The 25143-nt window shown below is 56.2% G+C and carries 20 protein-coding genes and 2 tRNA genes; 19 read left to right on the top strand and 3 right to left on the bottom strand.

Features of this window, described 5'->3' with window-relative positions; translation table 11 throughout:
- Positions 1-451 precede the first annotated feature (451 nt).
- The 6 genes from ACTG2W_RS03915 to ACTG2W_RS03940 all read left to right on the top strand — a co-directional run bounded on the left by ACTG2W_RS03915 (position 452) and on the right by ACTG2W_RS03940 (position 4581).
- Positions 452-1075 carry a hypothetical protein gene (locus tag ACTG2W_RS03915; RefSeq protein ID WP_201911089.1) on the top strand — a complete coding sequence of 208 codons (624 nt, stop codon included), beginning with the start codon at positions 452-454 and terminating at the stop codon, positions 1073-1075.
- Complete coding sequence (locus ACTG2W_RS03920) at positions 1075-2121, top strand: DNA polymerase (protein WP_440016060.1); 1047 nt, start codon at positions 1075-1077, stop codon at positions 2119-2121. The genes ACTG2W_RS03915 and ACTG2W_RS03920 overlap by 1 nt, the downstream gene beginning before the upstream one ends.
- Positions 2121-3671: a hypothetical protein gene (locus ACTG2W_RS03925; protein ID WP_440016061.1), complete on the top strand. Its 1551-nt coding sequence runs from the start codon at positions 2121-2123 to the stop codon at positions 3669-3671. The genes ACTG2W_RS03920 and ACTG2W_RS03925 overlap by 1 nt, the downstream gene beginning before the upstream one ends.
- Positions 3668-4030 (top strand): hypothetical protein, encoded by a 363-nt coding sequence (locus ACTG2W_RS03930; RefSeq protein ID WP_201910238.1) that lies wholly within the window; start codon positions 3668-3670, stop codon positions 4028-4030. The genes ACTG2W_RS03925 and ACTG2W_RS03930 overlap by 4 nt, the downstream gene beginning before the upstream one ends.
- A 396-nt stretch (positions 4031-4426) precedes the next feature.
- Positions 4427-4501: transfer RNA gene (locus ACTG2W_RS03935), tRNA-Gly, on the top strand.
- A 4-nt stretch (positions 4502-4505) separates the two neighbouring features.
- Positions 4506-4581: transfer RNA gene (locus ACTG2W_RS03940), tRNA-Asn, on the top strand.
- 224 nt (positions 4582-4805) lie between these two features.
- Here the strand turns inward: ACTG2W_RS03940 and ACTG2W_RS03945 are convergent.
- A complete protein-coding gene (locus tag ACTG2W_RS03945) occupies positions 4806-5795 on the bottom strand; it encodes a DUF2860 family protein (protein ID WP_106842945.1) in 990 nt (329 codons plus the stop codon).
- Between the two features lie 277 nt (positions 5796-6072).
- Here ACTG2W_RS03945 and ACTG2W_RS03950 point away from each other — a divergent pair, with 277 nt between their 5' ends.
- From ACTG2W_RS03950 to ACTG2W_RS03985, 8 genes are all read left to right on the top strand, one after another.
- Positions 6073-6558 (top strand): YqhA family protein, encoded by a 486-nt coding sequence (locus ACTG2W_RS03950; protein ID WP_005333692.1) that lies wholly within the window; start codon positions 6073-6075, stop codon positions 6556-6558.
- A 128-nt stretch (positions 6559-6686) separates the two neighbouring features.
- Positions 6687-7136 carry a hypothetical protein gene (locus tag ACTG2W_RS03955; protein WP_005352687.1) on the top strand — a complete coding sequence of 150 codons (450 nt, stop codon included), beginning with the start codon at positions 6687-6689 and terminating at the stop codon, positions 7134-7136.
- 4 nt (positions 7137-7140) lie between these two features.
- Positions 7141-10110: a YncE family protein gene (locus ACTG2W_RS03960; RefSeq protein ID WP_106842946.1), complete on the top strand. Its 2970-nt coding sequence runs from the start codon at positions 7141-7143 to the stop codon at positions 10108-10110.
- On the top strand, positions 10110-10949 hold the full coding sequence (locus ACTG2W_RS03965) for an FTR1 family iron permease (protein WP_106842947.1): 840 nt from the start codon (positions 10110-10112) through the stop codon (positions 10947-10949). Before ACTG2W_RS03960 ends, ACTG2W_RS03965 begins: the two co-directional genes overlap by 1 nt.
- Positions 10950-11051: 102 nt before the next feature.
- Positions 11052-12476 carry an NAD(P)/FAD-dependent oxidoreductase gene (locus tag ACTG2W_RS03970; protein ID WP_106842948.1) on the top strand — a complete coding sequence of 475 codons (1425 nt, stop codon included), beginning with the start codon at positions 11052-11054 and terminating at the stop codon, positions 12474-12476.
- Between the two features lie 126 nt (positions 12477-12602).
- Positions 12603-13163, top strand: coding sequence for a hypothetical protein (locus ACTG2W_RS03975; protein ID WP_106842949.1), 561 nt, complete (start codon positions 12603-12605; stop codon positions 13161-13163).
- A gap of 13 nt (positions 13164-13176) precedes the next feature.
- The gene (locus ACTG2W_RS03980) at positions 13177-14535 is read left to right on the top strand and encodes a hypothetical protein (RefSeq protein ID WP_235656986.1); all 1359 of its coding nucleotides are present in this window, start codon (positions 13177-13179) and stop codon (positions 14533-14535) included.
- Between the two features lie 70 nt (positions 14536-14605).
- Entirely contained in the window at positions 14606-15817 is a 1212-nt protein-coding gene (locus tag ACTG2W_RS03985; RefSeq protein ID WP_042055658.1) for a Bcr/CflA family multidrug efflux MFS transporter, read from the top strand.
- 76 nt (positions 15818-15893) lie between these two features.
- Here the strand turns inward: ACTG2W_RS03985 and nhaD are convergent, their stop codons facing one another.
- Positions 15894-17318 (bottom strand): sodium:proton antiporter NhaD, encoded by a 1425-nt coding sequence (gene nhaD / locus ACTG2W_RS03990; RefSeq protein ID WP_047438892.1) that lies wholly within the window; start codon positions 17316-17318, stop codon positions 15894-15896.
- 107 nt (positions 17319-17425) lie between these two features.
- Positions 17426-17893 carry a DUF4357 domain-containing protein gene (locus ACTG2W_RS03995; protein ID WP_005333716.1) on the bottom strand — a complete coding sequence of 156 codons (468 nt, stop codon included), beginning with the start codon at positions 17891-17893 and terminating at the stop codon, positions 17426-17428.
- Positions 17894-18090: 197 nt separating this feature from the next.
- On the opposite strand from ACTG2W_RS03995, the gene ACTG2W_RS04000 reads away from it, so the two are divergent.
- From ACTG2W_RS04000 to ACTG2W_RS04020, 5 genes are all read left to right on the top strand, one after another.
- Complete coding sequence (locus ACTG2W_RS04000; RefSeq protein ID WP_106842950.1) at positions 18091-18771, top strand: ABC transporter ATP-binding protein; 681 nt, start codon at positions 18091-18093, stop codon at positions 18769-18771.
- A 30-nt stretch (positions 18772-18801) separates the two neighbouring features.
- Positions 18802-21231, top strand: a complete 2430-nt coding sequence (locus ACTG2W_RS04005; RefSeq protein WP_106842951.1) for an ABC transporter permease — start codon at positions 18802-18804, stop codon at positions 21229-21231.
- Positions 21232-21319: 88 nt separating this feature from the next.
- A complete protein-coding gene (locus ACTG2W_RS04010; protein ID WP_106842952.1) occupies positions 21320-22405 on the top strand; it encodes a lipocalin-like domain-containing protein in 1086 nt (361 codons plus the stop codon).
- A 684-nt stretch (positions 22406-23089) separates the two neighbouring features.
- Positions 23090-23857, top strand: coding sequence for an ATP-binding protein (locus tag ACTG2W_RS04015; protein ID WP_440016062.1), 768 nt, complete (start codon positions 23090-23092; stop codon positions 23855-23857).
- A 43-nt stretch (positions 23858-23900) separates the two neighbouring features.
- Positions 23901-25118 (top strand): DUF3644 domain-containing protein, encoded by a 1218-nt coding sequence (locus ACTG2W_RS04020; protein ID WP_224967761.1) that lies wholly within the window; start codon positions 23901-23903, stop codon positions 25116-25118.
- Positions 25119-25143: the final 25 nt, after the last annotated feature.

Below are 25143 nucleotides of genomic sequence, written 5' to 3' on the forward strand. Positions count from 1 at the left end.
CCTACCAAAAGAGTAAAAATCGCGACGGTGGTGTCGGCTCGACGGGGAGGGTACGCCGCGTCGTCACTTCGACGAAATTTGCGCGTTACTCTCACTGAACGACCTAGCAGTTCAGATATCTAGCCATCCTATTAGATATTGAATGCATGTCCACATATCTCATCTCAACCTTGCCTACATGTCCTCTTTGACAAGTAGGTACACTCAATAGTCGCAACAAATCAGTTACATTTGAACAAAAAACACCCATTCAAATAAATAGTGGAAAATATTTCAATCCGAATTACTTGGCCAATTTTATATAATTTCTGAAAATGGCCGAGACTAACCGCTTGTACATTTCATTTACATCCTCCTCTCTCTATTGACCACCCGTAATCAAAAATTCTAATATTGCCCCTGTCGCCACAGACAAATCAGAAATGATATAACCCAGAACAGGAGAATATAAATGCATTCAATGCTTAGTAAGTTATCTTGCGCGATAATAAACCCAATAGTCCAAACTCAATCATATTTATCAAGAATGCCAAGGGATGGAACAAACATTCTTGTTTGTGCAGATCAAACCGTGTATTTACAGTGTGTAAAGATAAAAACATCAACAGGAGACCGCATCTGCGCAATAAACACAGGCCTCACGAGCAATATTGATGAGCGAAATTTGAAGGTATATGCTCTAACTTCGTGTCGTTCAGAATATGGCAATGCTTTCCTCATTCTCACCAATGCTATTTCAGATGATGGATATAGCTCAGCAAAGCGAGAGTTACTTCGCTCTAAAGAAGCCGCAACTTACACTATTAGACGTACAGAAAATGCATATGAATTCATAGCTTCACAGAAACAAATTGAACACGTCTCATCGGAAGAGTTTGATCGCCTGCTAGAGCTTTTTTTTGACGATTCCGTTATTTCTACCGAGGATCACCCCGTGTATAAAACGCTGATTAGTGAGGATATAAGCAAAACCATTTCTACTCATGACCTCCCTATCACTGTAATGCCAAACATAGCATGTAGAGACAATGCCCTTGATATCGACTTTTCTGATATTGATATTATCAGCATCTGATGAGTAACCATGAAGAACTGGCACTTTTAAATAAAAAATTACTCGAAAACAATATTAATACTATATCAGCACAATTGACTGGGATACCTCAATCATGGCAGTGCCGATTACCTCACCACATAATAAACTCGGTCGTTCTCTCTTATCTAGAGATGCATAAAGCAATGTATCGACGAGGCGTTGAAATATTACCAAATATCCATCCATTTCTGTCCGGGGGGAATTTACCCCCCGATGGTGAGGCTATAGTAATGGCACTGTATAGTATGAGAAGTGTATCGAACACGATTCACCACAAATCCGAACCACTGGCAACTAACACAGGTAGGGATTCAATCCGTGGCCCTAGCATAACTAGTATCAAGAAAGTTATGTGGCAATATTTGTTGGCACCAGCTCCAGGATTTGCTTACATCTTGCTTGATTATAGTAGTCAAGAGCCAGCAATTGCTGCCTGCCTTGCCAATGATCTAAAGCTACAGAGTGCGGCCCAGGAAGGTAAATTCTACCTTCATATTCTTAGCCATTCTAACCTTGCTGACTTAGACGACAAAACCTCAAAACAACATGCGCTTACATATTTATACGGACAACGCCCCGAAAGTTTTGCAAAAGAACACCACATTCCATTGATGCTAGTTCAACGTCGTTGGGAAGCTCTGCGCGAGGTGTTTCATCAGGTTGATACAGAACTCAACCGCCGTTCTCAGCAGGCTTTTCAAAATGGCTTCGTCCGCAGCCTTGACTGGGCTGCATGGGTCCCTCCCCTGAGCAATCCTCTTGCTGTCCGCAACTGGCCTGTTCAGGCAGCTGGTGCAGACATCATGCGTCGTGCAGTCATCGGCCTAGCAAAAGAGGGGATAGATTTACGCTTGACCATACATGATGCATTTCTCATTCGTGTACCTATTGCGAAACAAGATCAGCAGGTTGCGAAAGCTATCGAGGTTCTCAAGCAAGCCAGTGCCATGGTGCTGGATGGCTTCAAACTGAATGTGAAAGTTGATGGGATTTACGACGGGCAGGTTTCTGGGGAGATGATGTGATGTCTAAGAATTTTGATGCGGTGAAATTCGCCGAGATGTTCAAAGACCGTGTTGAACTCAAAAAGAGCGCCTCCGGCCAAATATTTATCACTTTAAAAACCCAGAGGGGAATCTGCCATCCACTTCACTCAGATAGGGTCAAACGAGAGCTGCGTAGCTTTGCCAAGTTGCGAGCTGAGCGACTAAGTGAAAGCCGACTCAAAGACGTGCTCGACGAGCTGGACTCCCTTGCATATGAGGAGGGAGAACTTGTGGTATCTCACTATCGTTTTTCCCCCTATGCAAATGGCTACATTTATCATCTCGGGGAAAATCGTTTCCTACAAGTTACAGATGGTGCTGTGTCTAACATCACGGATTTACCTAGCGGGATCTACTTCACGGAAAGCAGTACTATGCTATCCGCCCCAGAGCCTGAACAGAAGGTAGACGTTAAGGCCCTCTTAAGGTGGTTCAACTGTTCCGATGCGGAAAAATTACTGTTGTTAGCATGGCTGACGTACACAGTGGCAACGCCGAAAGCGGCCCAGTTGCCGTACCCCATTCTGACAATCAGGGCTCCCGCTGGTTCTGGCAAGACATTCATGTGCAGTAAGTTGATCAGACAGTTGGTTGACCCGAGTTCAGTTGCGAGTCAAACGATGCCTAAAAGTATCAAGGATATCGCGATCTCGGCCCAACTAAACCATGTCCTCATCTACGATAACCTCCGGTTTGTTCGGCGAGAGCTTAGCGATGATCTATGTTTGGTCTCGACTGGCGGCTCCGTTGCAGGCAGGAAACTCTACACCGACGGGCAGGAATTCAGCCTGGAGCTACGGTGCGCTCTTGTATTAAATGGTATTCATGTATTCGTAACAGAAAGTGATCTTGTTAGCCGATGCGTCAATATCAGCCTTCACCCCATAGGAGACGGACAGAGACAATCCGAAGCTGATCTAGGGGCTAAGTTTGAAGCCGAGTTGCCGTCACTTATCTACACCCTACATATCCTCGCGGCTAGAGTGCTAGCCGCGACAGGCTCCGTGAAGGTCAGCTACAAAAGCAGAATGGCAGATTTCTCATGTTGGGTGGCTGGTCTGGAGGCAGTGCTCAAGTTACCTCAGGGCGCTCTCCAGCAGGCGTACAAAACCAACGTTGAACAGGCGAAAGTAGCTGGTGTTGTGGACGACTCTCTCTTTGTGGCTTTGACCACGTTCGCGAAGCGCTACTCCAGGAGCAATCCTTGGCACGGTACTCCCCATGAGTTGCTCAGCGCTTTGGAAGCCCAGACATCTGTTAGTCTTGGTTCAGATATGCCCCGCAACGCGGCAGCGATGTCTCGAAAGCTACCAATGATTCATGACGCTCTCGCCAGCAACGGAGTGCATGTCATCCGTGGACGGGCCACTGATCGGTACTACAACGTCTGGTTTGAGCCAAAAACGAGTCAAAGTCGTGACGATGGCGTCGAGGTGACGGAACATCCTGCAGTCCCGTCGAGTTCGTCCCCACACGTCGATGCTACCCATGCAAGTGACTTTGACAACGCAGAGGAGTTGCTCGGATGAGTATGCAACCGACAGACTGTTTGCGAGATATTCTTGCCAAACTGCAGACGACCCAAGACGTTAAGCCCAAGAAGCACCCCGCAGTGATACTGGCAGAGAAAATCGAGGTCCGTCTGTTCGCCAAGAACAAACTCAAGCAGAACAAGACTACCTACCCCACTGATGAGCTCTGGGACTTGTTCAGGATCTTATTCATCAACCATTTCGGCCCCTGTGAGGAAGCGCGGCTGAAAGCCTGGACTTACAGCCTCAAGTGCAGGGGGCGAGTGCAGGTGCTTAATGCCTTGTACGAGCTCCTAGAGGAACGCTACCCCGAAGTGAAGTTTGAGCGTAGGGAAGCAAAACCTAAGCGGAAGTAGTAACAACACTTGCCCCTGCGTAACAGCTGGGGCATTTTTACTTTATGGCATTCACGACATCCTAGTTCAGGTCCCTATCCGGATCACCTAGCAGTTTTTGTCGTGTCCTCTATCACTTATCCATCCAGTAATATCTATCTCTTGGAGCAACAATTCTCCGGACGATATCCGGTCAGACAGGATGACAGATGGCTACAAAATCTCGACGGACGCGACGGCTCGGCGGTTATCCCAATCCGTTGATAAATGAATGAAGTCCAGTAGGAAGGTGCAGAAATGGCAAGCTGAGCTCAATTTTTAGACGAAACAAGTAAAAACTTACTTCTGCATGTCTTTCTGATTGACTTTTATTAGATAGATTACTATTATCCGGTCCGTCTTAACGAGACAGGCAATTCCTCCTTTGTTCAGTCGGTAGAACGGCGAACATCCAATCCGTAGATAACGGGTTAAAGTCCTTAGGAGGAGCCACTTTTCCCTCGTAGTTCAGTCGGTAGAACGGCGGACTGTTAATCCGTATGTCACAGGTTCAAGTCCTGTCGAGGGAGCCAAATTCTAAAGCCCAGCCTTTTGGCTGGGCTTTTTCGTATCTGCTGTTCGCCTCCTTCCCTGTCACGCGCGCCCTTCAAATGCCCTCTGTCATAACGCCTCTTACCTGCATGTGATGACCAACCTGCATACAGCTTGAATTGTCTATTGAGCGCCATCCCATAAACAAAGAGCTGGATTGACCAGCCCCTTTGTATGCACCTCATCTCACTGCCGGATGCCGGGATCAGAAACGGTAGAGCAGACCTGTGGTGAGGCTGGTGGCGCGAATATCGTAAAAGTCGATCCCGGAGTTTGCCGTGGCGTAGCTGGCGCTCAGGAGTGCAGAGAGCGGCGCAATGCCAAACAGCTGGTGCCAGAAGAGGGTGGCATCGATGGCCATGTCGCGACTGTCGGCATGCTGGCCAAACAGCGGGTTGGCCTCATCATAGTCCCGCTTGCCCAGATAGAGGTTGCTGACAAATGACCAGCGGGGCGAGGTTTTGGCGTACGTAAGCTGCAACCCCTTGCTCACATAAGACTCGGCACTGCCCGCCAGACCAGCCTTCTCATAGCGCAATGCTGGCTCGAGGAACTGATCGTCTGCCAGCAAGAACTGGTAGGAGAGCTCGGCGGAGTTGACCCGGCCATTGCGATCCAGCATCCCCATCACCGCACGACCATATTGCTCGCCGCTGGACTCCCCATTCACCTTGACGTCGCGGCTGGTGACGCTGCCACTGATCGCACTGCCCCAGATGTTGTCCCACGCCAGACGGGCGCCGTGGGATCGCACATCACTTTCCTGACGTGCCACACCCACCGCAAAGGGATCGCGCCAGACCTTGACCGGGGTGGCATTGAACACCAGCGAACCGGCCACGATCCCCTTATCCCCCAGCTGCTGGCGCAGCCCGAACTGCTGGGTACCGTCGCCGCGAATGGCATCCTGAATGAGGTTGCCCAAAAACAGCTGGCTACCGGTGGAGGCAAAGGTGTAGCGAAGATCCCCGTTGATCACCGGATCAAGGTGGCGCTGCTGCGCCGCAGCACCCAAAGTGTCAATCCGCTCGCGACCTGCACTCCCCGTGGCCAAATTGGACTTGGTCTCGCCAACGCTGGCCCCCGCCAGTACACTGCCGGAAAAGCCAGATTCCCCAGGAATGGCTCCCAGAGCTTGTGCCTGAACCCCGCTTGCAACCAGCATCCCCATACTCAACAGCAGACCAATACGCATCGCAACACTCCTGGCAAGCGGCCACTCTCGGTGGACCGAGCCTGATAAATAGGAGGGAGGCAGTCGCCCCCCAGAATTGAGAAGCGGCATGTTACGGCAGGGAAAAATCACAAATAAGACAGCGGGATGCGGTTTTATTTTTATGATGGCTTTTTATTTTTTTATAGGCGCAAGCAGGGGGCGACCCGACATAATGAGCCCCCACTGCCTTGCAACGCTGCGGGCTGCTCGCGCCATACTCACTCTATTTACCCCTGTACCCAACATCGGAGTTCTCATGCGTCGATTCAATTTCATGCTCAATGGCAGCAGATTGATGATGTTCCCCTTCTACATTGGCATTCTCATCTGCGTGGTATTGCTGATGGTGAAGTTTGCTATGCAGCTCTATCAGCTTTCTGTAAACATTTTCGAGATCCCCTATCTGGACCTCATTACCGGCGTGCTGACCCTGGTGGACTTTATACTGGTGGCCCAGATGCTGATCCTGGTTGCTATCTGTGGCTATGTGCAATTTATCCAGACGGAAGAGCAGCGCGCCTCCCTTAGCAGCAACTGGCTTAGCAAGATCAACTTTGCCTCCCTCAAGCTCATTGTCATCAACTCGCTGGTGACCATCGCCGGAGTGGAGGTGCTCAAAGCCTTCCTCGAAGATGGCATCATCAATGAAGTCGATATGAAGTGGTCCGTGGTGGTGTTTCTCGCCTTCTCGCTGGCCGCGCTCATCTATGCGGTGACCGAGCGGATGGCGGAGCATAAATAGTCGAGCCGGATCACTGTGCTTGTTCAGCCTTGATTCACTTGCAATACAATTGATAACACTTTTCATTACTCTTACTGCGTTATAAACTTGCTCCCCCCGGGCTGCCCCGCCCGGGTGCTGGAGCCTTTATGACAAGCCTTTCTCTCTCACCCCGACAATTCTGGCAGTGGCTGGCCTACCACCATCAGGCCGCCGAGGGCACCCTCTATCTGATGTTCTTCTCCGGCCTGCTGCTGTGGGAACCGCTGACCCCGCTCTGGTCGCTGGCACGCTGGAATCTGTTTTTCCATGTGATGCTCTCGCTCACCCTGTTCCCGCTGCTGTTTGGCGCCTTCTGGCTCTCCCATCGCAGCTTGTTGAATCGCAGCAACAAACCTTTTTTGCGCACCACGGGGCGGATTATCGAAGCCCTGCTGCTGATCTGTCTGGCCAGCGGCCTGCTGCTGGTGCTGCACGGCACCCCGGGCGATGCCATGGGCAACCTCGCCAGCTGGGCCCACTGGCTGAGCGCATTGGCGTTAACTCCTCTGGTGCTGCGCCACGCCTGGCGCTGGACCATCTTGAAATGGCGCTCCTGATCTTATGTTGAAGTTGTTGTTATCCCTGATGTTGACCGCTCTGCTGCTGGGGACCGCCTCGGCCCAGGAGATGGGCACCGCCATGATTGCCTATGACGAGGGGAACGCCCCGCGCCTCGTCACCGCCAACCTGAGCGCAGGTTCCGTCACCCTGCTTGAGCGCGATAGCGGCGAGCGGCTCAAAGAGGTGCAGCTGGGAGGCGATCTGCGCCAGCTTGCCCGCGCCGATGATGGCACTCTGCTGGTCACCGACTACAGCGGTGATCGCCTGTTGCTGCTGGATGATGATCTCGATCTGGAAAAGACGATCCCCACCGGCCACCGCCCCTATGGAGTCATCTTCGATGCCAAGCGGCAGTGGTTCTGGGTCACGTTGTTCGAACCCGCTCGTCTGCAGGCTTACGACAGCGCCGGCAACCTCAAGCTGGATGCAGAAACCGCCGAGACCCCGCGCGGGCTGGCCTTGACCGACGACGATCGCCTGCTGCTGACCCACGCCATGACCGGCCAGCTCGCCATCTATGATCTAGCCAAGCTTGGCCACAGCGCCAAGGGCTCTTCGCTTCCCAAGCCCAAGCTCATCACCCTGACCGAGACCCATAGCGACACGCCGAGCGACTCTCAGGGATTGCCGCGCCTGCTCGATGGCATCGCCCTCTCCCCCGATGGCAGCGAGGCCTGGCTGCCCCATGTGCTGTGGAGCTTCAGCCACCCCTTCCAGTTTCAGAGCACCGTCTTTCCGGCCGTCTCCATCATCGATCTCGATGAGGAGAAAGAGCGGGTCGATGAAAGAAAACAGCTCTTTTTGCAGATCAACCTGCCAAGCGTCGGCAACCGCAGCCAGATCGTCTCCAACCCCTTTGCTGCGCGCTTCGCCGCCGACGGAAAACGGGTCTATCTGACGCTGGCGGGCTCGGAAGATCTGCTGGTGTTTGACCTCTCTCGCAGCGGCAAATCCAACAACAACCGCCACCGCCGCAAGAAGTTTCAGGGGGGCGCCAAAGCGACCCAGCTCTTGCGTCACCTGCCGGGCCAGAATCCGCGGGATCTGCTGATCGACGGTGACCATATTCTGGTGCACAACGCCATGGGGCAGGATCTCACCCGCCTCAATAGCGGCGGCAGCGGCCCGTTTGCCCGGGTCACCGTGGATGTGCCCCACTTTGCCAAGCTGGTAGAGACGGATCCGCGTCCCGAGCCGCTTCAGCGCGGCGAGCGGCTGTTCAACCTAGGTAACACAGCGTCCAACTCACGCTTCCCCATGGCGGGAGACAACTGGATGAGCTGCAACTCCTGCCATCTGGACGGGTTCAACTTCACCAACCGCTATCTGATGGCGGCCCATCGCCAGAAGAGCGGCGACAACGCCATCAACGGCCACGCTAACCTCACCAACATGGTGGCGGGGGATTTTGTCGGCGAATACCTGCGCATGACCCAGCAGACCCAGGGTGGCATGGGGCACGACACCCGCGATGGGGCCGAAGCGGTTGACCCCGCCAAGCCCCAGCCCGAGGTGAAGGCGATGATGGAGGACTTACACGCCTTCGTCACCGCCGATGACAACCTCCCCTATCTCGCCAACTGGCTGCGACTCGATGCTCCGCGCACGGATCCCGCCAAGGCGCCGACTACCCACCCGAAGGAGTGGCTCAACTCCGCCTCCTGCCAGAACTGCCACCAACAGGCCTTCAAGGATTGGAGCGAGAGCAACCACCGGCTGATGGGCAACTCCCACCCCTACTACAAGGTGGTGCAGGCATTGGCCCGCGAAACCGAAGGGGAAGCGTTCGGTCAGTGGTGCCAAGGCTGCCATATGCCCCAGCAGGTGATGACAGGCCAGCTGGATCTGCCCCAGGGCTCCCACATGTTCGAGCAGGGCGGCGCCTCGCTGATTGCAGCCCACAAGGCGGGCGAACCTGTGGTTGAAGAAGGGACTGGCTGCGTACTCTGTCATCGCATCACCAAGGTGGAAGATGCGGGCGGCAACAGCGCCTTTACCGTGAATTTGAAAGACCGTGAGAGCTATGTGTTCGAGGATGCCGCGGGTGGCAGCCTCCAGCACTGGCTGGCCGAGCGGCAGATCAACGCCCGTCCGGCGGCCCACAAAGCCTCCTATCAGAAGGATTTCTACCGCGACGCGGCTCTGTGCAAATCGTGCCACAACGAGTTTGCCCCGGGCACCGGCGCCAATATCGTCAACACCTGGGACGAGTGGGAAAAATCCAGCTTCGCAAACGCGGAGGATCCCGCCAAGCGGCGCACCTGCATCGACTGCCATATGAACCCGGAGCCGGGCAATGGCGGCGCGCCGGTGGCGGGCCAGTCCACCGAAAACGGCACCATGAAAGCGCGGCTCTATCGCCACAACTTTACCGGCGCCCAGCACCAGCTGGTGGGACTGCGCAATCCCGACCTTGAACAAGAGAGCCTGGCGCTCTTGCGCTCCAGCGCGACCCTCTCCGCCCGTATCGAACAGGCTGCCGATAGTCAGCAGCTGGTGGTGCGGGTCGCCAATACCGGCGCGGGCCATGCCCTGCCCACCGGAGTAGCTGATTTTCGTGAACTCTGGCTGGAGCTGACCGTCACCGACGCCAGCGGCAAGCTGGTACTTGCCAGCGGCCAGCCGGTGGATGGCGCTGTCCCAGAAGATGCGCGGCTGTTTCGCAAAGTGTTCGGCGATGCCGAGGGCAAGCCGGTGGGGCTCAAGTTCTGGCGCTACGCCAAGCTCTTGGAAGATACCCGCATTCCGGCAGATGGCTGGCGCGATGAAGCCTGGCCGCTGCCAGCAGATGCCCAAGGGCCCTTCAAGGCCGATATCAAACTCAATTTCCGCACCTACCCCAAGTGGGTCAATGATGCGGTGCGCGCCGCCGAGCCCAGCTTGCCGGAGCCACCCATAGTGCAGCTAAATCGGTTGCAACTTACCTTGCAGCCTCTCCCCGTCACGCCCGCTACGGAGCCTCAATCCTGATGTTTGCAAGTTTTCTGATTACCCTGCGCGAGGGGCTGGAAGCCTTCCTGCTGGTCGGCATCTGCCTCTCCTACCTCGCCAAGCTGGGGGCGAGTCGCTACAACAAGTTCATCTATCTGGGGGTGGGGCTCGGCCTTATCGCTTCCCTTATCGTCGCCTTCCTGTTCCAGGTGGTGGTGAGCCAGTTCGAGAGCGAGCGCTACAACCACCTCTTGATGGCGGGGATCCTCATCTTCGCCACTCTGGTGCTCACCTATATGGCGATCTGGATGCAAAAACAGGCCAAATCCCAGGTGGGGGCCATGACGGCGCGCATCGATGCGGCCATCGATGGCGGCAACCTGTTTGGTCTGGTGCTGCTCGCCTTCCTGGCGGTGATGCGCGAAGGGTTTGAAACCGTGCTCTTCTTCTCCGCCCTGCTCTACTCCGGGCAAGGGGTGGATCTGCAATCGGGCCTGATGGGCGCGCTGGCGGGGCTGCTGGTCTCCATCGCGCTGGTGTGGGGGCTGCTGCGCTCCACCCGCAAGGTGGCGCTGGCACCTTTCTTCCGCTGGACTGGCCTGCTTATCATCATCATCGCCGCAGGTCTGCTATCGTCTGCCGTCAACATGTTGCAGGCGGCGGATATCATCACCTTCTGGACCACGCCGGTGTTCGACATCAGCCACATTCTCGACGATCAGGGGGTATTTGGTACCTTCCTGCGTGCCCTGTTTGGCTACAATGCCTCACCCGCTGGCTTGCAGCTGCTGACCTGGGCCCTCTATCTGGCGATCTTCGTTACCCTCTGGCAGCGCAGCTATCGCCCGCAGGTAAGTGCCGCGACTGGCAAGGGCTGAGCCCGCACGCCCTGTGGCAACAAGGGCACGGGGTAACAACACCATTCGGGAGCCGCGCCTTGGCGCGGTTCCCTTATCTATCAAGCAGTTTCGGAATAGGTCATGAGCGATAACAACAAGAAAAGCATTGCAGTGCTGGGCGCTGGCCCCGCCGGTTTGATGGCGGCCTGGCGCCTGCGCCGCGCCGGTTTTGCAGTCACCCTGTTCGAGCAGGAGCCGGTGGTCGGCGGCATGTGCGCCACCCAGACCTTCAAGGGACGCGATGGGGAGTATCGATTCGACTACGGCGGTCACCGCTTTATCACCAAAAACCCCGAGCTGCTCGCCTTTATCGACGAGCTGATGGGGGATGACCTGCTCCACGCCGAGCGCAAGAGCGTCATCCGCTTTGGTGGGCGCACCTATGACTACCCATTGAACCTGCCCAACCTGCTCAAGACGGCGCCGCTCGCCCTGATGGCCGGTGCGGTGAAAGACTTGCTGCTGTTGCCCTTTAGCAAGAAGCCGGATGATTTTGCCAAGGCGAGCTTTGCCGAGTGGATCCAGAGTCACTTCGGTCGCACCCTCTACCGCCAGTTTTTCGAGGGCTACACCGGCAAGTTGTGGGGCATCAATCCGGACAAGCTCTCCGCCGACTGGGCCGGCCAGCGCATCAGCCTCATCGATCTCAAAGACGTGGCCCGCCGCCTGCTGCCAAGACGCAACGGCAGTATCTCGGTGCGCACCTATGCCCGCAAATACCGCTACCCCAAATATGGCTTCGGCCAGATCTTCACCACCCTGGGGGAGCGGCTGGTAGCAGAGGGCGTTGAGCTGAAAACTGGCGCCACCATCACCCGCCTTGAGCAGGCCGATGGCCGCATCGAACGGGTGTATTGGAAACAAGATGACGTTGAACAGAGCGAACGCTTTGATCAGGTGATCTCCACCCTGCCGCTGCCGCTCACCTGCCAGCATCTGGGCTTGCCGTGCGATCTCCAATACCGGTCGCTTCGCTTCGTCAATATGCCCCTCAAACAGGAGAACCTGTCGGACAACACCTGGCAGTACCTCTCCGACCCCCATATTCTGGCGACCCGTCTGCAGGAGCCGCGCCGCCGCAGCCCCTTTATGGCGCCCCAGGGCCAGACCTCGGTGATGCTGGAGATCCCCTGCAACCCGGGGGATGCCACCTGGCAGGCGCCGCTGGCCGATCTGCGCGGGCGGGTTACCGCCGATCTGGAGAGCCTTGGCGTCGATACCCAGAAACTTGGCGATGAGACCTTCGAGGCCCGCAGCGAATACGCCTATCCGCTGATGGACCTTGGCTATCAGGCGCGCCGCAACGAAGCCATCAAGGCGCTGATGCCGATCACCAACCTCATCATGACCGGCCGTCAGGGGACATTCCGCTACATCTTCACTGACACCGCCATGGAGATGGGGATGATGGCCGCCGACATGGTGATCGACGGGGTGGACAGACGCCACGCCATCTTTAACCATCGCAACGAAAACACCGTGATCGAGACCCAGAGCGTGGCGTGAGGCTTGTCGGTGTCCAACAGGTAGACAGACGCCGCAACACCTTTAACCATCGCAACGAAAATACCGTGATTGAAACCCAGAGCGTGGCCTGAGTGCCGCGCCATTGGCATAAGTAAGGAGAACAGGATGACCATACGCCCGGGTTTACTCGCCCTTACCCTGCTGCTGACACTCTGCGGGCAGGCGCAAGCTTACTCCTACGCCGCCGCCGGCAAGGAGCCACTGATCGACGCCCGCGAGGCACTGCTGGGCGCCGCCACTGGCGGCAAGGATGCCAGCGCCACCTTGAGCGAGATTGCCGAGGAGCTGAGCTATCTGGAACAGCACCACAAGGTGGAGCTGCAAGGGCCGCTGGCCGCCGCCATCAAGGCCAAAGATGCCGCAGCCACCGCCGCCCTGCTCAACCGCGCCTACAAGGCGGAGATCGAGCGCCGCCTCGAAGGGGCCAGCCAGAATCTTGGCGACTACCAGACCGCCAAGGTGCTGGTGGTCAAGAGCAAGCGCTTCCTCGACTTGATCCTCCCATCACTCAATGAAGGGGATCGCAAGGCAGCCGAACAGGCGCTGGCCAAGGTGCTGGATGCCATCGGTAACCCGGGGGTATTCGGGGTAGGTGCCAAGCCCGCCGATGCCGCCGCCTTTAGCGATGCAGAAAAAGCGCTGATGGCCGTGCTGGCGCCGCTTTGATGACCTCTCATCGATGACGACGGCCCCCCTTATCCCCAACCCTTCTCCCGCAAGGGGAGAAGGGGGACGTCTTCACTGCCGATTACGCTTCGCTAATCGAGCCTACTTACTGATCCTGCTGCAACTGGCCTGGCTCGGCTGGCAGCTGGCCTTCCCGGTGGCCCTCGATTCCGACGATGCCCTCAATTTCGCCCACGGGGTGACGCGCTTTAGCGTGCTGGAGTTCTCCCCCCACTTTCCGGGCTACCCCGCCTTTATCTGGCTGGCACGGCTGATCAATCTGCTGGTGGACGACCCGGCCCGCGCGGTGCAGTGGGCAAGTCTGCTCGGTAGCAGTTTGCTGGCGCCGCTCGCTGCCTTGCTGGCGGTGAAGCTATGGCAACGGCCAAGCCTGCTGGCACCCGTCTGGCTGCTGGTATTGGCCCTGCCGCTCACCCCGACGCTGGCGCTCTCCGGCCTTTCGGACGGCTCCGCGCTCGCAGTCTGGCTCGGGACGCTGCTGGCCTTGCAGCAGCGCAGAATTGCACTGGCGGGTCTGCTGCTGGGTCTATTGCTGGCGCTGCGTCCCTCCTATTTTGTGCTGGCGTTGCTGCCCCTGTGGCTGGGGATGGCGCAAAAGGGAACACGCATCAGATTTGTGCTCCCCATCATGCTGGTGGGGCTTATCAGCCTGCTGTTTGTCTGGCAGGCCGATAGCTGGGCCTATTTCAGCGAAGGGCGGCGCTTTACCGACGGCCACTTTACCCTATGGGGCAACACGGCAGCGGCCCACGGCGATCGGCTGCTGAGCTGGGCCCGCACCTTCAACGATCAGCTTACCCCGCTCTGGCCCTTGGCTGTCGGGGCGCTGCTGATGCTGCCGCTTTGGCAACGGTCAAAGGATCACAATGCGACCCCCTCCGTGCTCTGGACGCTCTACTGGCTCGCCCTGCTGCTCTGGACCCTGTTTGGCCAGAACCCGGACAATCCCCGCCATCTGGCCCCCATCACCCTGCTCGGTATCGTGCTGCTGGCAGGCTGGCTGCCACATCGTGGCGAGTGGCTGGTCGCGGTAGCCGGATTGCTGCTGCTCGGCGCGACCTTTAGCCTGCCCCGTCCGCCCGCCATGGTGCAGGCAGCAAGGCTGGCAGAGAAAGCGTGCCCTGCGCTGGTGACCCAGTGGGGGGTAAGATTGCTGCGGGAGACCACGGCACTGCCGGTGACGGACGGCTGGTACAAGGGAGATGCGGCGCTGGCGCTCTCTCAGGGAGCCTGTCGCCTCAGTCGCCGCCCCATCGCCGCGAGCGAGATGCCCAGTGCGGTGCGCCAGCACTGGTTTGCCCCGCGCTTTGCCGCCGAGCCCGGCCTCTGGCTCGCCATACCGGATCCATAGCCGCGACAAAACTGATAGACTGCTTTTTTCGCGCTTTTCAACCCGACGTTTCGCATCAACTGGACACCCTATGCCCCAATCGCCAACAGCTCAGGCTGCCGCCCTCTCCCCCCGTTTCCTGTTTATCCTGCTGGGCGCCCTGGCGGGTCTGACCCCGCTGGCGGTGGATATGTATCTGCCCGCTATTCCGGCCATCGCCCGGGATCTGGCCACCAGCATCGACGGCGCCCAGCTCACCATCAGCGCCTTTTTGGGCGGCTTTGCCATCGGCCAGCTCTTCTACGGCCCGCTGGCCGACAGCTATGGCCGCAAGCCGGTGATCCTGGCGGGGCTGGTGATGTTTGCCATCGCCTCGGTGGGTTGCGCCATGGCAGACTCCCTGCCCGAATTGCTGGCCTATAGGATGTTGCAGGCAGCGGGCGGTGCAGCGGGCTCTGTGGTGGTCAATGCCCTGCTGCGCGATCTGTTCGAGAAGGATGCGTTTTCCCGCGCCATGTCGTTCGTCATTCTGGTGATGACGCTGGCGCCGCTGGTGGCCCCTGTGGTGGGCGGCTATATCAGTGCCCACGCCGACTGGCGGGTCATCTTCTGGCTGCTGGTGGGGATCAGCCTGCTGATCTGTCTGGTGATGCAGTGGAAAATTCAGGAGACCCTGAAACCGGAACATCGCCAACCCCTTAATCTGGGCCAGATCCTCAAGAACTACTGGGGGGTGCTCTCCCATCGCGGCGCCATGGGTTATGTGCTGTGCGGCTCCCTCTCCAGCTCCGGCATGTTCGCTTTCTTAAGCGGCTCCCCTTACGTCTATATCGAGTATTTCAAGGTACCGACCGAGCACTACGGCTGGCTGTTTGGCCTCAATATCCTGCTGATGATGGTGGTCACCTTCGTCAACAGCCGACTGGTGAAAGGGGTGGGCGCCGAGCGGATGCTGCAATACGGTCTGCTGGTGCTGCCCTGCGCGGGCGCTCTGCTGGTCTACAACGCCTGGAGCCAGACCGGCGGTCTGTGGGGCATCGTCATTCCGGTGGTGCTGTTTGTCGGCCATATCAGTCTGGTGGGGGCCAACGCCATGACCGGCCTGATGGGCCACTTCCCGCAATCTGCGGGCACCGCCTCGGCACTGGCGGGCACCCTGCGATTTGGCATCGGCGCCCTGGTCGGCATTCTGGTCAACCTCAATCCGCCCCACTCGCCGCTGCCCATGGCCATCGCCATCGCCTGCTGCGGCGTGGGTTCGACTCTGAGTTACTGGCTGCTGACTGGCAAGCGAGGCGATTGATCCCCCTCCCCCCTGTCAGGAAAACGAAAGAGGCTTCCGTCAACGGAAGCCTCTTTTCGTACTGGCGCCCAGACGTTCAGAACTGGGCGCTGTTGAGCCAGAGGTGCGCCCCTATGCTCACCAGATAACCGAGCAAGATGGCAGGCAGCCACTTCAGGTGGCCAAAAAAGGTATACATGCCGTGGGCCTGTCCCATCAGGGCCACCCCGGCCGCAGAGCCAATGGAGAGCAGGCTGCCGCCCACTCCGGCGGTCAGGGTCACCAGCAGCCACTGTCCCAGCGCCATATCCGGGTTCATCGACAGCACGGCAAACATCACGGGAATGTTGTCGATGACGGAGGACAAGACCCCGATGAAGATGTTGGCCATGGTGGGGTCCCCAGCGTCATACAGCCAGTGTGACACCAGCTCCAGATACCCCATAAAGCCCAGCCCACCGACACACATCACCACCCCGTAGAAGAAGAGCAGGGTATCCCACTCCGCCTTGGCCACCTTGTTGAACACGTCAAATGGCACCACAGAACCCAGACTGCGCAACCGCACCTCATCACCATTGCGTTCATAGAGCGCACGCTTGCGGGCAAGGGATCGCGGCAGCGATTTGCGCAAAAAGAAGCCGAAAAACTGCAGATAACCGAGCCCCAGCATCATGCCCAGTACGGGTGGTAGATGGAGGAAACTGTGGCATAGCACCGCCGTGATGATGGTCAGCAAGAACAGCGCGACGATACGGCGGGCCCCCCGCTTGAGATCGACCACCTCGTTATCAGCCTCCGGCACATGACGCGGCACCATCAGGCTCATCAGGATGGCTGGCACCAGAAAATTGAGCAGAGAGGGAATAAGCAGGGTGAAGAACTGGCCAAATTGCACCTTGCCCGCCTGCCACACCATCAGGGTGGTGATATCGCCAAAGGGACTGAACGCCCCTCCGGCGTTGGCGGCGATCACTATGTTGATGCAGGCAAGATTGACAAAACGCCGATCACCGTTGGCCACCTTGAGCACCACGGCGCACATCAAGAGCGCTGTGGTCAGGTTATCTGCCACCGGCGAAATACAAAAAGCAAGCCCTCCGGTCAACCAGAACAGGGTGCGCAAGTGAAAGCCGGATCGCACCAGCCAGGCGCGCAGGGCATCGAACAGCCGCCGATCCTCCATGGCGTTGATATAGGTCATCGCCACCAGCAGGAACAGCATCAGCTCGGCATATTCCAGCAAGGTATGGCGAAATGCCTGCTCGGCGACAGGACTCATCCCCTGCTGTGCATAGGCGATACCGATCAGGATCCAGATCACCCCGGCGGCCACCAGCACGGGTTTGGACTTGCGCAGTTGCAGATACTCTTCAGCCATCACCAGGGCGTAGGCCAACACAAACAATCCGACACAAAAAAGTCCGATTGAGGAGGATGTCAACAGAACTGGGCCACTACTGGCATGGGCGGGAGGGATAAACAGGGACAGCAGCAAAATAACAGGGGTGAGCGCAGACATGGTCTCTTCCTTTTAGAACCGTCTGGCAATGATGCTAGCACCTGGATGAAAAGAAAAATTCATCCAGGTCAATTAACGCTTAATTGGTTTGCTATCGAAACGCGGGATTATTTCTTGCCGAAACCCGACTGTTTGAGGGTATAGCCTGCGCTGTTTTGCCAGGCATCCAGACCGCTGCGGTTATTGCCCGCCACCAGACTGGCGGCCAGACTCGGGCTGTTGAACAGCTGATCGGCGGTAAAGACAAAGCCACCCTGACTGCGGGGCACTATGACCCCCTTCTCCAGCAGTTCGTGACGCAGCTCGATCACTGCTTCACGCAGGGAGGCGGCATCCTCGCCATTGGCGGTGGAACCGGCCAGCACCATAAAGCCCGGATTTTGCCGCTTGCCCACCGGATAACCGTGGGCCTCGGCCCCTTTGCCGTTGAAGTGGTAGAGCTCGCGCTCCCCCGGCCGGTTATCGGAGAGTGCCTTTTGCAGGGTCATCAGCTCGTTGTAGATCTCGATGGGGACGACGGCAGCCTGCTTGTTGCCCTTGCTATCGATGATAAAACTGACTTGCTTGTGTAACATCCTTGCTCATCCTGTGACCCATGGAAGCCCCTATTCTAACCACCTCGGGCAAGCGGGATCCAGCGAGGATCCACTGCTCTTTTGCCGCCTTGATCACTAACTGGCACTCTTGATCAACCGTAAGGGGTGTTGATCAATGCCGGCCGTGCTAGCGTACCAAGCATGATGAAAGCCATTGACCATCAAACGGTTATCCCATGCTGACCCTGCGCAACCTCTGCAAGAGCTTCGATAACGGCAGTGAACGACTGCCGCTGTTCCACCATCTCGATCTCGCCCTCCCCGCTGGCGAGATCACCCTGCTGCTGGGCCAAAGCGGCTGCGGCAAGTCGACCCTGATCAATCTGATCGCCGGGCTGATTGCACCGGACGAGGGGGAGATCTGGCTGGGGGAGACCCGGATCGACACCCGCTCACCCGACGAGCGGGCGCGCCTGCGGGGCCGCCATTTCGGCATCGTCTATCAGGATTTCAACCTGCTGCCGACCCTGAACGTGGCCGAGAATCTGGCCCTGCCGCTCGCCATCAACGCTCTGCCACCGGATGAGGCCAGGATTGACCAGTTGCTGCACCGGCTCGATATGAGCCACAAGCGCCATGCCTGGCCGGAGCAGCTCTCCGGCGGTCAGCGACAGCGGGTGGCGCTGGCCCGCGCCCTGATCCATCAGCCCCAGTGGCTGCTCGCCGACGAACCCACCGGCAGCCTCGATGAGCACAATGCCGAACAGGTGATGGCGCTGATGGTGGCGGCGGTGCGCGATACCGGCGCTGGCTTGCTGCTGGTGAGCCACAACCCCGCCTATGCGGCCTTGGCCGACAGAGTGCTGCGCCTTGAAGGGGGGCAACTTATCGAGCTCAAGGGGCCCCGTCATGACTAAGCGGCAACAGCGCCAGCCGGAGACACGCTGATGCTGCCACTCAAAGCGCTGCTGCGCCTCTATCGCAGTCACCCCTGGTTGCTGCTGATGAGTCTGGCCGGGCTGGTATTGGGGGTATCGCTGGTGGTGGCCATCGAGCTGCTCAATCACAGCGCTCGCACCAACTTCGTCGCCGCTCGCAGCCAGCTGGCAGGGGAAGCCAACTACCGGCTGGCCCCCGCTGACGGGCTGGATGAACAGCTTTACGTACAGCTGGTGACCAGCCAACCCGCCCTCGATGCCATGCCCCAGCTCCATGGCTGGCTCAAGGATGAAGAGGGGCGCAGCTTTCAACTGCTGGGAATGGATCTCTTCAACCCCGGCCCCCTGCGCCAGCTGTTTGGCGCCCGACCCGCGAGCGAGCCCGACTTTTCCCTCAACCGTGCCGACAGCATCTGGCTGGCGGCCCCCGAAGCGGAGCGCCTTGGCTGGCAGGCGGGCCAGAGCCGCCGCTTTGTATTGGGCGGCAACGATGGCGCCAGCGCCAAACCCCTGACCCTGACGCTGGCAGGCACCTTTGAACCGGGCGCCGTGCCCATGGAGCGGCTGCTGATAACCGACATCGGCCTCGCCCAGCCGTTGCTGGGCAAAGCGGGTCAGCTCGATCGCATCGTCTTCAAGCTAAGCGAATCAGAAGCTCGCACCCTGCAGGCCACCCTGCAAACCGATTACCCGAACCAGCCCCTCTGGCTTGAGCCCATCAGCCCGGCGCTCGATGCCAGCCAGCTTGGCGATGCGCTGGCCCTTAACCTGACGGCGCTCTCATTGCTCGCCATGGCGGTGGGATTGTTTCTGGTGTTCAACGCCCAGCGATTTGTCCAGAGCGTGCGCCGCCCCCAGCTGGCCCAGTTGATCATTCTGGGGATGGGGCCGAGTCGGGTGCTCCGCTGGCTCATTCTGGAGCTGCTTATTCTCGCCACCCTCGGCACCCTGCTAGGGGTGCTGCTCGGCAGCCTGTTGGCGCTGGCGCTGATGGGGCAACTGACCCAGGCGCTGGCCGATCTCTATGGGCCCAACCCCATCGATCTGTTGCGCCTCTCCCCTGTGAGCCTGCTCAAGGCGCTGTTGATCGGGCTGCTCGGCACGCTGGCCGCCAACCTGCCCGGCTGGTGGCAACTGCTGCGCCAATCCCCCCTCGAACTGCGCGCTGGCAGCAGCCGTCTCCCCGCTCACCCGTGGCGACGGCGCGTGCTGGCCATCGCCATCTTGCTGCTGTGCGCTCTGTGCCTGTGGTTGCCGCAAACCGGTCTCACTGGCGCCCTCTTTATCGCCGGTGGCTGGCTGCTGGCCATGGCGCTCTGGCTGCCCGATGCACTGCGCGGCCTGCTTGGCTGGTTGCGACGGCGCGCGGGCGGCCCCCTTACCGCCCGGCTCGGGGTGGCAGAGACCCTCTATCACCTCGATCGCACCGCCATCGCGGTGATGGCGTTGCAGCTCGCCATCGCGGCGGCCATCGGCATCGGCGTCATGGTGTCGAGCTTTCGCTCCAGCGTGGAGATCTGGCTCGGCCAGCGTCTGGCCGCCGATCTCTATGTCACCGCCCCCAAGGGGGTGGCGGGCAATAAGGGCACCTTGAACGAAGCGACCCTTAAGACCTTGCTCGCCAATCCGCTGGTGAGCGCCGCCTCGCGCCGTTCGGTTCACCCTGCCCGCTGGCAGGGGCAGCCCATCGAGTGGGCGCAGATGGACTTTATCCCCCAGCTTAAAGCGGCCTATCCGCTGCTGGCCGGACGCTGGCCGACCCGTCCTGACGAGGTGCTGGCGAGCGAACCGCTGACGGTGCGCCTCGGGGTCAAGATAGGCCAGCAGTTGGCGATCAGCGGCGAGCAGGGGCCAAGGCAGTTCACCGTCACCGGCGTCTATCAGGATTACGGCAGCGACAAGGGGCAGATCCTGCACGCATTCGAGGTGGGTGCGGTGCAATCCCTCGCCCTCTTTAGCAACGACCCCGAGCAGCTGGCCGACCGCCTGCGCGAGCGCTTTGGCGAGCAGCTCAATCTGCTCTCCGCCCCCGCCATTCACAGCGCGGCCCTCAAGGTGTTTGACCAGACCTTTGTGGTGACCGAGTTATTGAAATTGCTGATCCTCGGTATCGCCTTTGTCGGCATTGGCTCGGCCTTTATGGTGCTGGGGCTGGCGCGCCGTGGCGAGCTGCAGATCTTGCAGAATCTGGGCTTGAGCCCCCGCCACTGCCGCCAGCTGCTGGTGTGGCAAGGAGCGGGATTGGGGCTGCTCACCGCCCTGCTGGCCCTGCCGGTGGGGTATGGCCTCGCCTGGGTGCTGATCGAGGTGGTCAACCCCCGCGCCTTTGGTTGGCGCCTCGCCTTCGAGGCCGCTCCCCTTCATGCGGTCACTGCCCTGTTGCTGGCACCGGTCTGTGGCGCATTGGCCTCCTGGTATGCAGCAAGGAGAGTGGTATGAGCCAACAACCGCGAGATACGCCCGCATGCTGGCTCTCACACCTGATACGTGGCGCATTGGCCTCCTGGTATGCGGCAAGGAGAGTGGTATGAAACAGATCAAAGGGTGGCCGCTGGCGCTGGGTATGCTCTGGACGCTCTATAGTGGGACTATCGCTGCCAGCGATCTGGGCGCCCTGCTCGGCGGCGGCAGCGACAGTTTTAAAAAGGTGCAGCCGGGGCAAACCATCCAGCTGCCGGAGGATCACGCCGCCCACCCCGATTACCGCTCCGAGTGGTGGTATCTCACCGGCAACCTCAAGGATGAACAGGGGCGCGAATATGGCATGCAGTGGACCCTGTTTCGACAAGCTATCGAACAAGAACTCCGCACCGGCAACCCCTGGCTCACCCCCCAGCTCTGGCTGGCCCAATTTGCCATCACGGATCTCGACCGTGGCAGCCATCAGCAAGATGAACGGGCCAGTCGGCAGGGGCCGGGACTGGCGGGGGCCAGCGGCGGTCAATATTGGCTAAGGGAGTGGCGGCTTGCCTCGCAAGGGGCGGCGCTGTTCCCCGCCACCCTCAAGGTGCAGAGCAAGATTGGCGACCTGAACCTCACCGTCACTGCTGCCAAGCCGCTGGTGCTGCAAGGCAAGGCCGGTTACAGCGAGAAGAGCCCGGGCAACGCCTCCTTTTACTACTCCTACCCACGCCTGCATTTAAGCGGCACCCTGATCAGCGATGGCGAGACCCGCACCGTCACCGGACAAGGGTGGTTTGATCACGAGTGGAGCAGCTCGGTATTGGCGGAGTGGCAATCGGGCTGGGACTGGTTTTCGCTCCAGTTGAACGATGGCCGCGAGCTGATGCTGTTTCGCCTGCGCACCAAGGCGGGCCGCGCTAATCCCGAAAACCAGCCAGAAAACCGCTACGGCATTCTCATTGAGCGGGACGGCAGCAGCCGGGTGCTCGCCCCCGACGCGATTCGCCTTACGCCGGGCAACACCTGGCGCGGCCCCAAGGGGCAGGATTACCCCGTTGAGTGGCAGCTAAACGCCGCCGGAATGAGCCTCACCATCAAGGCCCGTCAGCCCAATCAGGCCATGACAGGTCGCTTTGACTACTGGGAGGGCGCTGTCTCTATCTCGGGGGATGCCAAGGGGGTCGGCTATCTGGAGATGACCGGCTACTGAACCCCCTCGACAAACGTGGCCGGTCTGCTCGATGACCCGAAACCCATAGCCCTTATAACAGGGCATCACTGTGATATTGCCCAGCCACTTCTGTCACTTGGCGGCAGTAGCCAAGGATGCTTTATCTGTCTATTAATTGAACTCTCCTTACCCACTCAACCCGCAGCCAACTTGGCTCAAGTCTGATCCTCGTCAAAAAACCTTTCAAAATCCGAGCGATAACTAACTTTTCACTCACTTAAATTGATCTCCGTTTGATATCTTTCTCATCCGGAACTCACAGCCCCAAAGGCAGCCGAGGTAAGCCGTTGTTTGATCAACATCCAATCTGTTTAAAAGCAGCACTCGGGGAGCTGTAACCCCGTGCGGTAGCTATCTCGTTTATCACCATCACATATGTCTAAGTAGCAAATTCAAGCTACAGCACACCTGAGCCTTGCCATATAAGGAGCTCCAGTAATCTAGAAGTTCGGTTGAAAAAAATAAGAACCAGACCATGACTGACTTTTTACTGACTGTGCAAGATCGGCTTTCCACAATTCAACTCAGCTATTCACACACTAATTATTAACATTCATTTTTCAACTCAAACATTTTAATCGCCGTTATAAATAAACGCCAACCAAGCATTGAATACAATTTACTTTTCATCACATTTATCTGGTTGCAGATTGAGGTATAAAATTGCTAATTAATAAAAATTGGAGCCTTCAAACTACATTTGAGATAGTAAATGAAAAATATTATCCAGGTGGTATGCAAAGCGGCCCACAACGAAATAGATTGATAGAAACTTGGGGACAACTGGTTGGTAAATCAAGGGCATTGAGTGAGCTTGATTATTTAATCCTTGAATATGGCTCAATCAATAAAATGTCCAAGTCCGTACGGATGTCCTCAAGGACTATAAAAAATTTGAGATCCTTATTTGAGTTACTACCTGATGAGTTTGAAAGTTCAACCCAATCTAAAATTCATAGATTTCGTGAAGGTAAGCATTGCGGATTAGAAGAAGACTTACGCAATGAATTTAAAGAGATAAAGGGCCAAAACCCAACCAAGTCAATTCAGAACATCGTTGATGAGTATATACTGGCATTTCTCAATAGTTCGGGTGGTAGTGTTTTTTGGGGAATCCAAGATGATGGCGTAGTAAAATGTATAAAGTTAGATAATCGACTAAAAGATGAAATAAACAAAGCCATTAACCTTAAAATAAACACCATTGAACCATCAATTGACCCCACTAGAATAAATATAATTTTTCATGATGTTACCGGCGTAGATTGTGGTTATGTTCTTGAAGTGCGCATACCTAAATCAAACTTATCTGGCTTACATTTCAACTCATCTGGTAATACTTGGGTAAGGGTTAATGGATGTAAGCAAAAACTACAAGGTGTTGCATTACAAGATTATATTATTCAAAGATTACAGAATGACATTAAATAGACATATCAATGTTTTGAAAAATTTCTAATACTGGAGTATGTAAATGACTAGAGAAGATAAACGGATATTACTATTGGAATTTTTCAGAGAAAGAGAAGAAAATCATGAGTCTTTTTCAGTTACACAAGCGGCAGCTGCAACAGGTTACAATGCTAAAAGCATAATCAAATATATAAATGAAAAATTAAAAGGCCAGTTTATTTTCAAGTTTGACAATAATAATTTCATTTCTAAAGGCCTGACCAAGATATCAAACAATGACTTTATTAGACTTATGTCCCAAAGTACCTCTTCAAAAGAGATAACGCCACAGGAAAGAATGTACCAGCAACTAATCAAGAGGAGTTTAGATGCATTCATTCTTGCTTTAGAAGTTTATAATAGGCCTAGTCTGTGCAATCGAGTTGAAGCATTCACTATTTTAATGGTCAATGCATGGGAGCTTTTTTTAAAGGCTGAGATATTAGATATATTAGGTGAAGATAAAGTTTTTTACAAAAATGGAAAAAGCATATCAATATCCGACGCACTTCCTCTGAGAATTCAAAATAGTGACCCTGTAAAGAAAAACATCGAGACATTAATTTTATTACGAGACCAAGCAACTCACTTACTCATTCCAGAATTGCAACCTCAACTTTCAAGGTTATTTCAATCTAATGTATTAAATTATCAAGAAAGATATAAAAATCAAATGGGAAATTCCCCTCTTGCAGGACAAAGTGTTGGAATGCTTAGTTTGGTTATAGATGGCCCTATACCTGAAATAGGTATTATTAAAGAGAACTATGGGACATTAACAGCAACAGAGGTTGAAAAATTCATCAATGCCTTTGAAAGTACGAATAGAGAACTCAATTCAGAAAAATTCTCTATCAACATAGAATACAAACTTGCCCTCGTCAAAAACCCAAATAAATCCGACCTAACATTAAGCTGTGGAGATCAAGGACAGAAAGCAATAATAATAACCCAAGCAAAAGATCTAAACGATACACACCCATATTTCACCGATGATGCAATATTGGCTATAAACACTAAACAGAAAACCAACAAAATAAATAGGCATTCCTTTCAAGCAATTGTTTTTAAACATAAGATCAAACAAAACACGAACTCTGAAATGTACAACTTTACTGATCGAGCAAGATATTCAGAGAAATTCATAACATGGGTAGTAAAAAACATTACGGAGCATAAAAACTGGTTGCAGATAGCATTGGATGAATATAATAAAAATAGGAAAGGTAAAAATAAATAAGCGTATAAATTGAACCATGCTCTCC

The organism is Aeromonas sp. 96A (assembly GCF_051919165.1).
Lineage (GTDB): Bacteria > Pseudomonadota > Gammaproteobacteria > Enterobacterales > Aeromonadaceae > Aeromonas > Aeromonas veronii.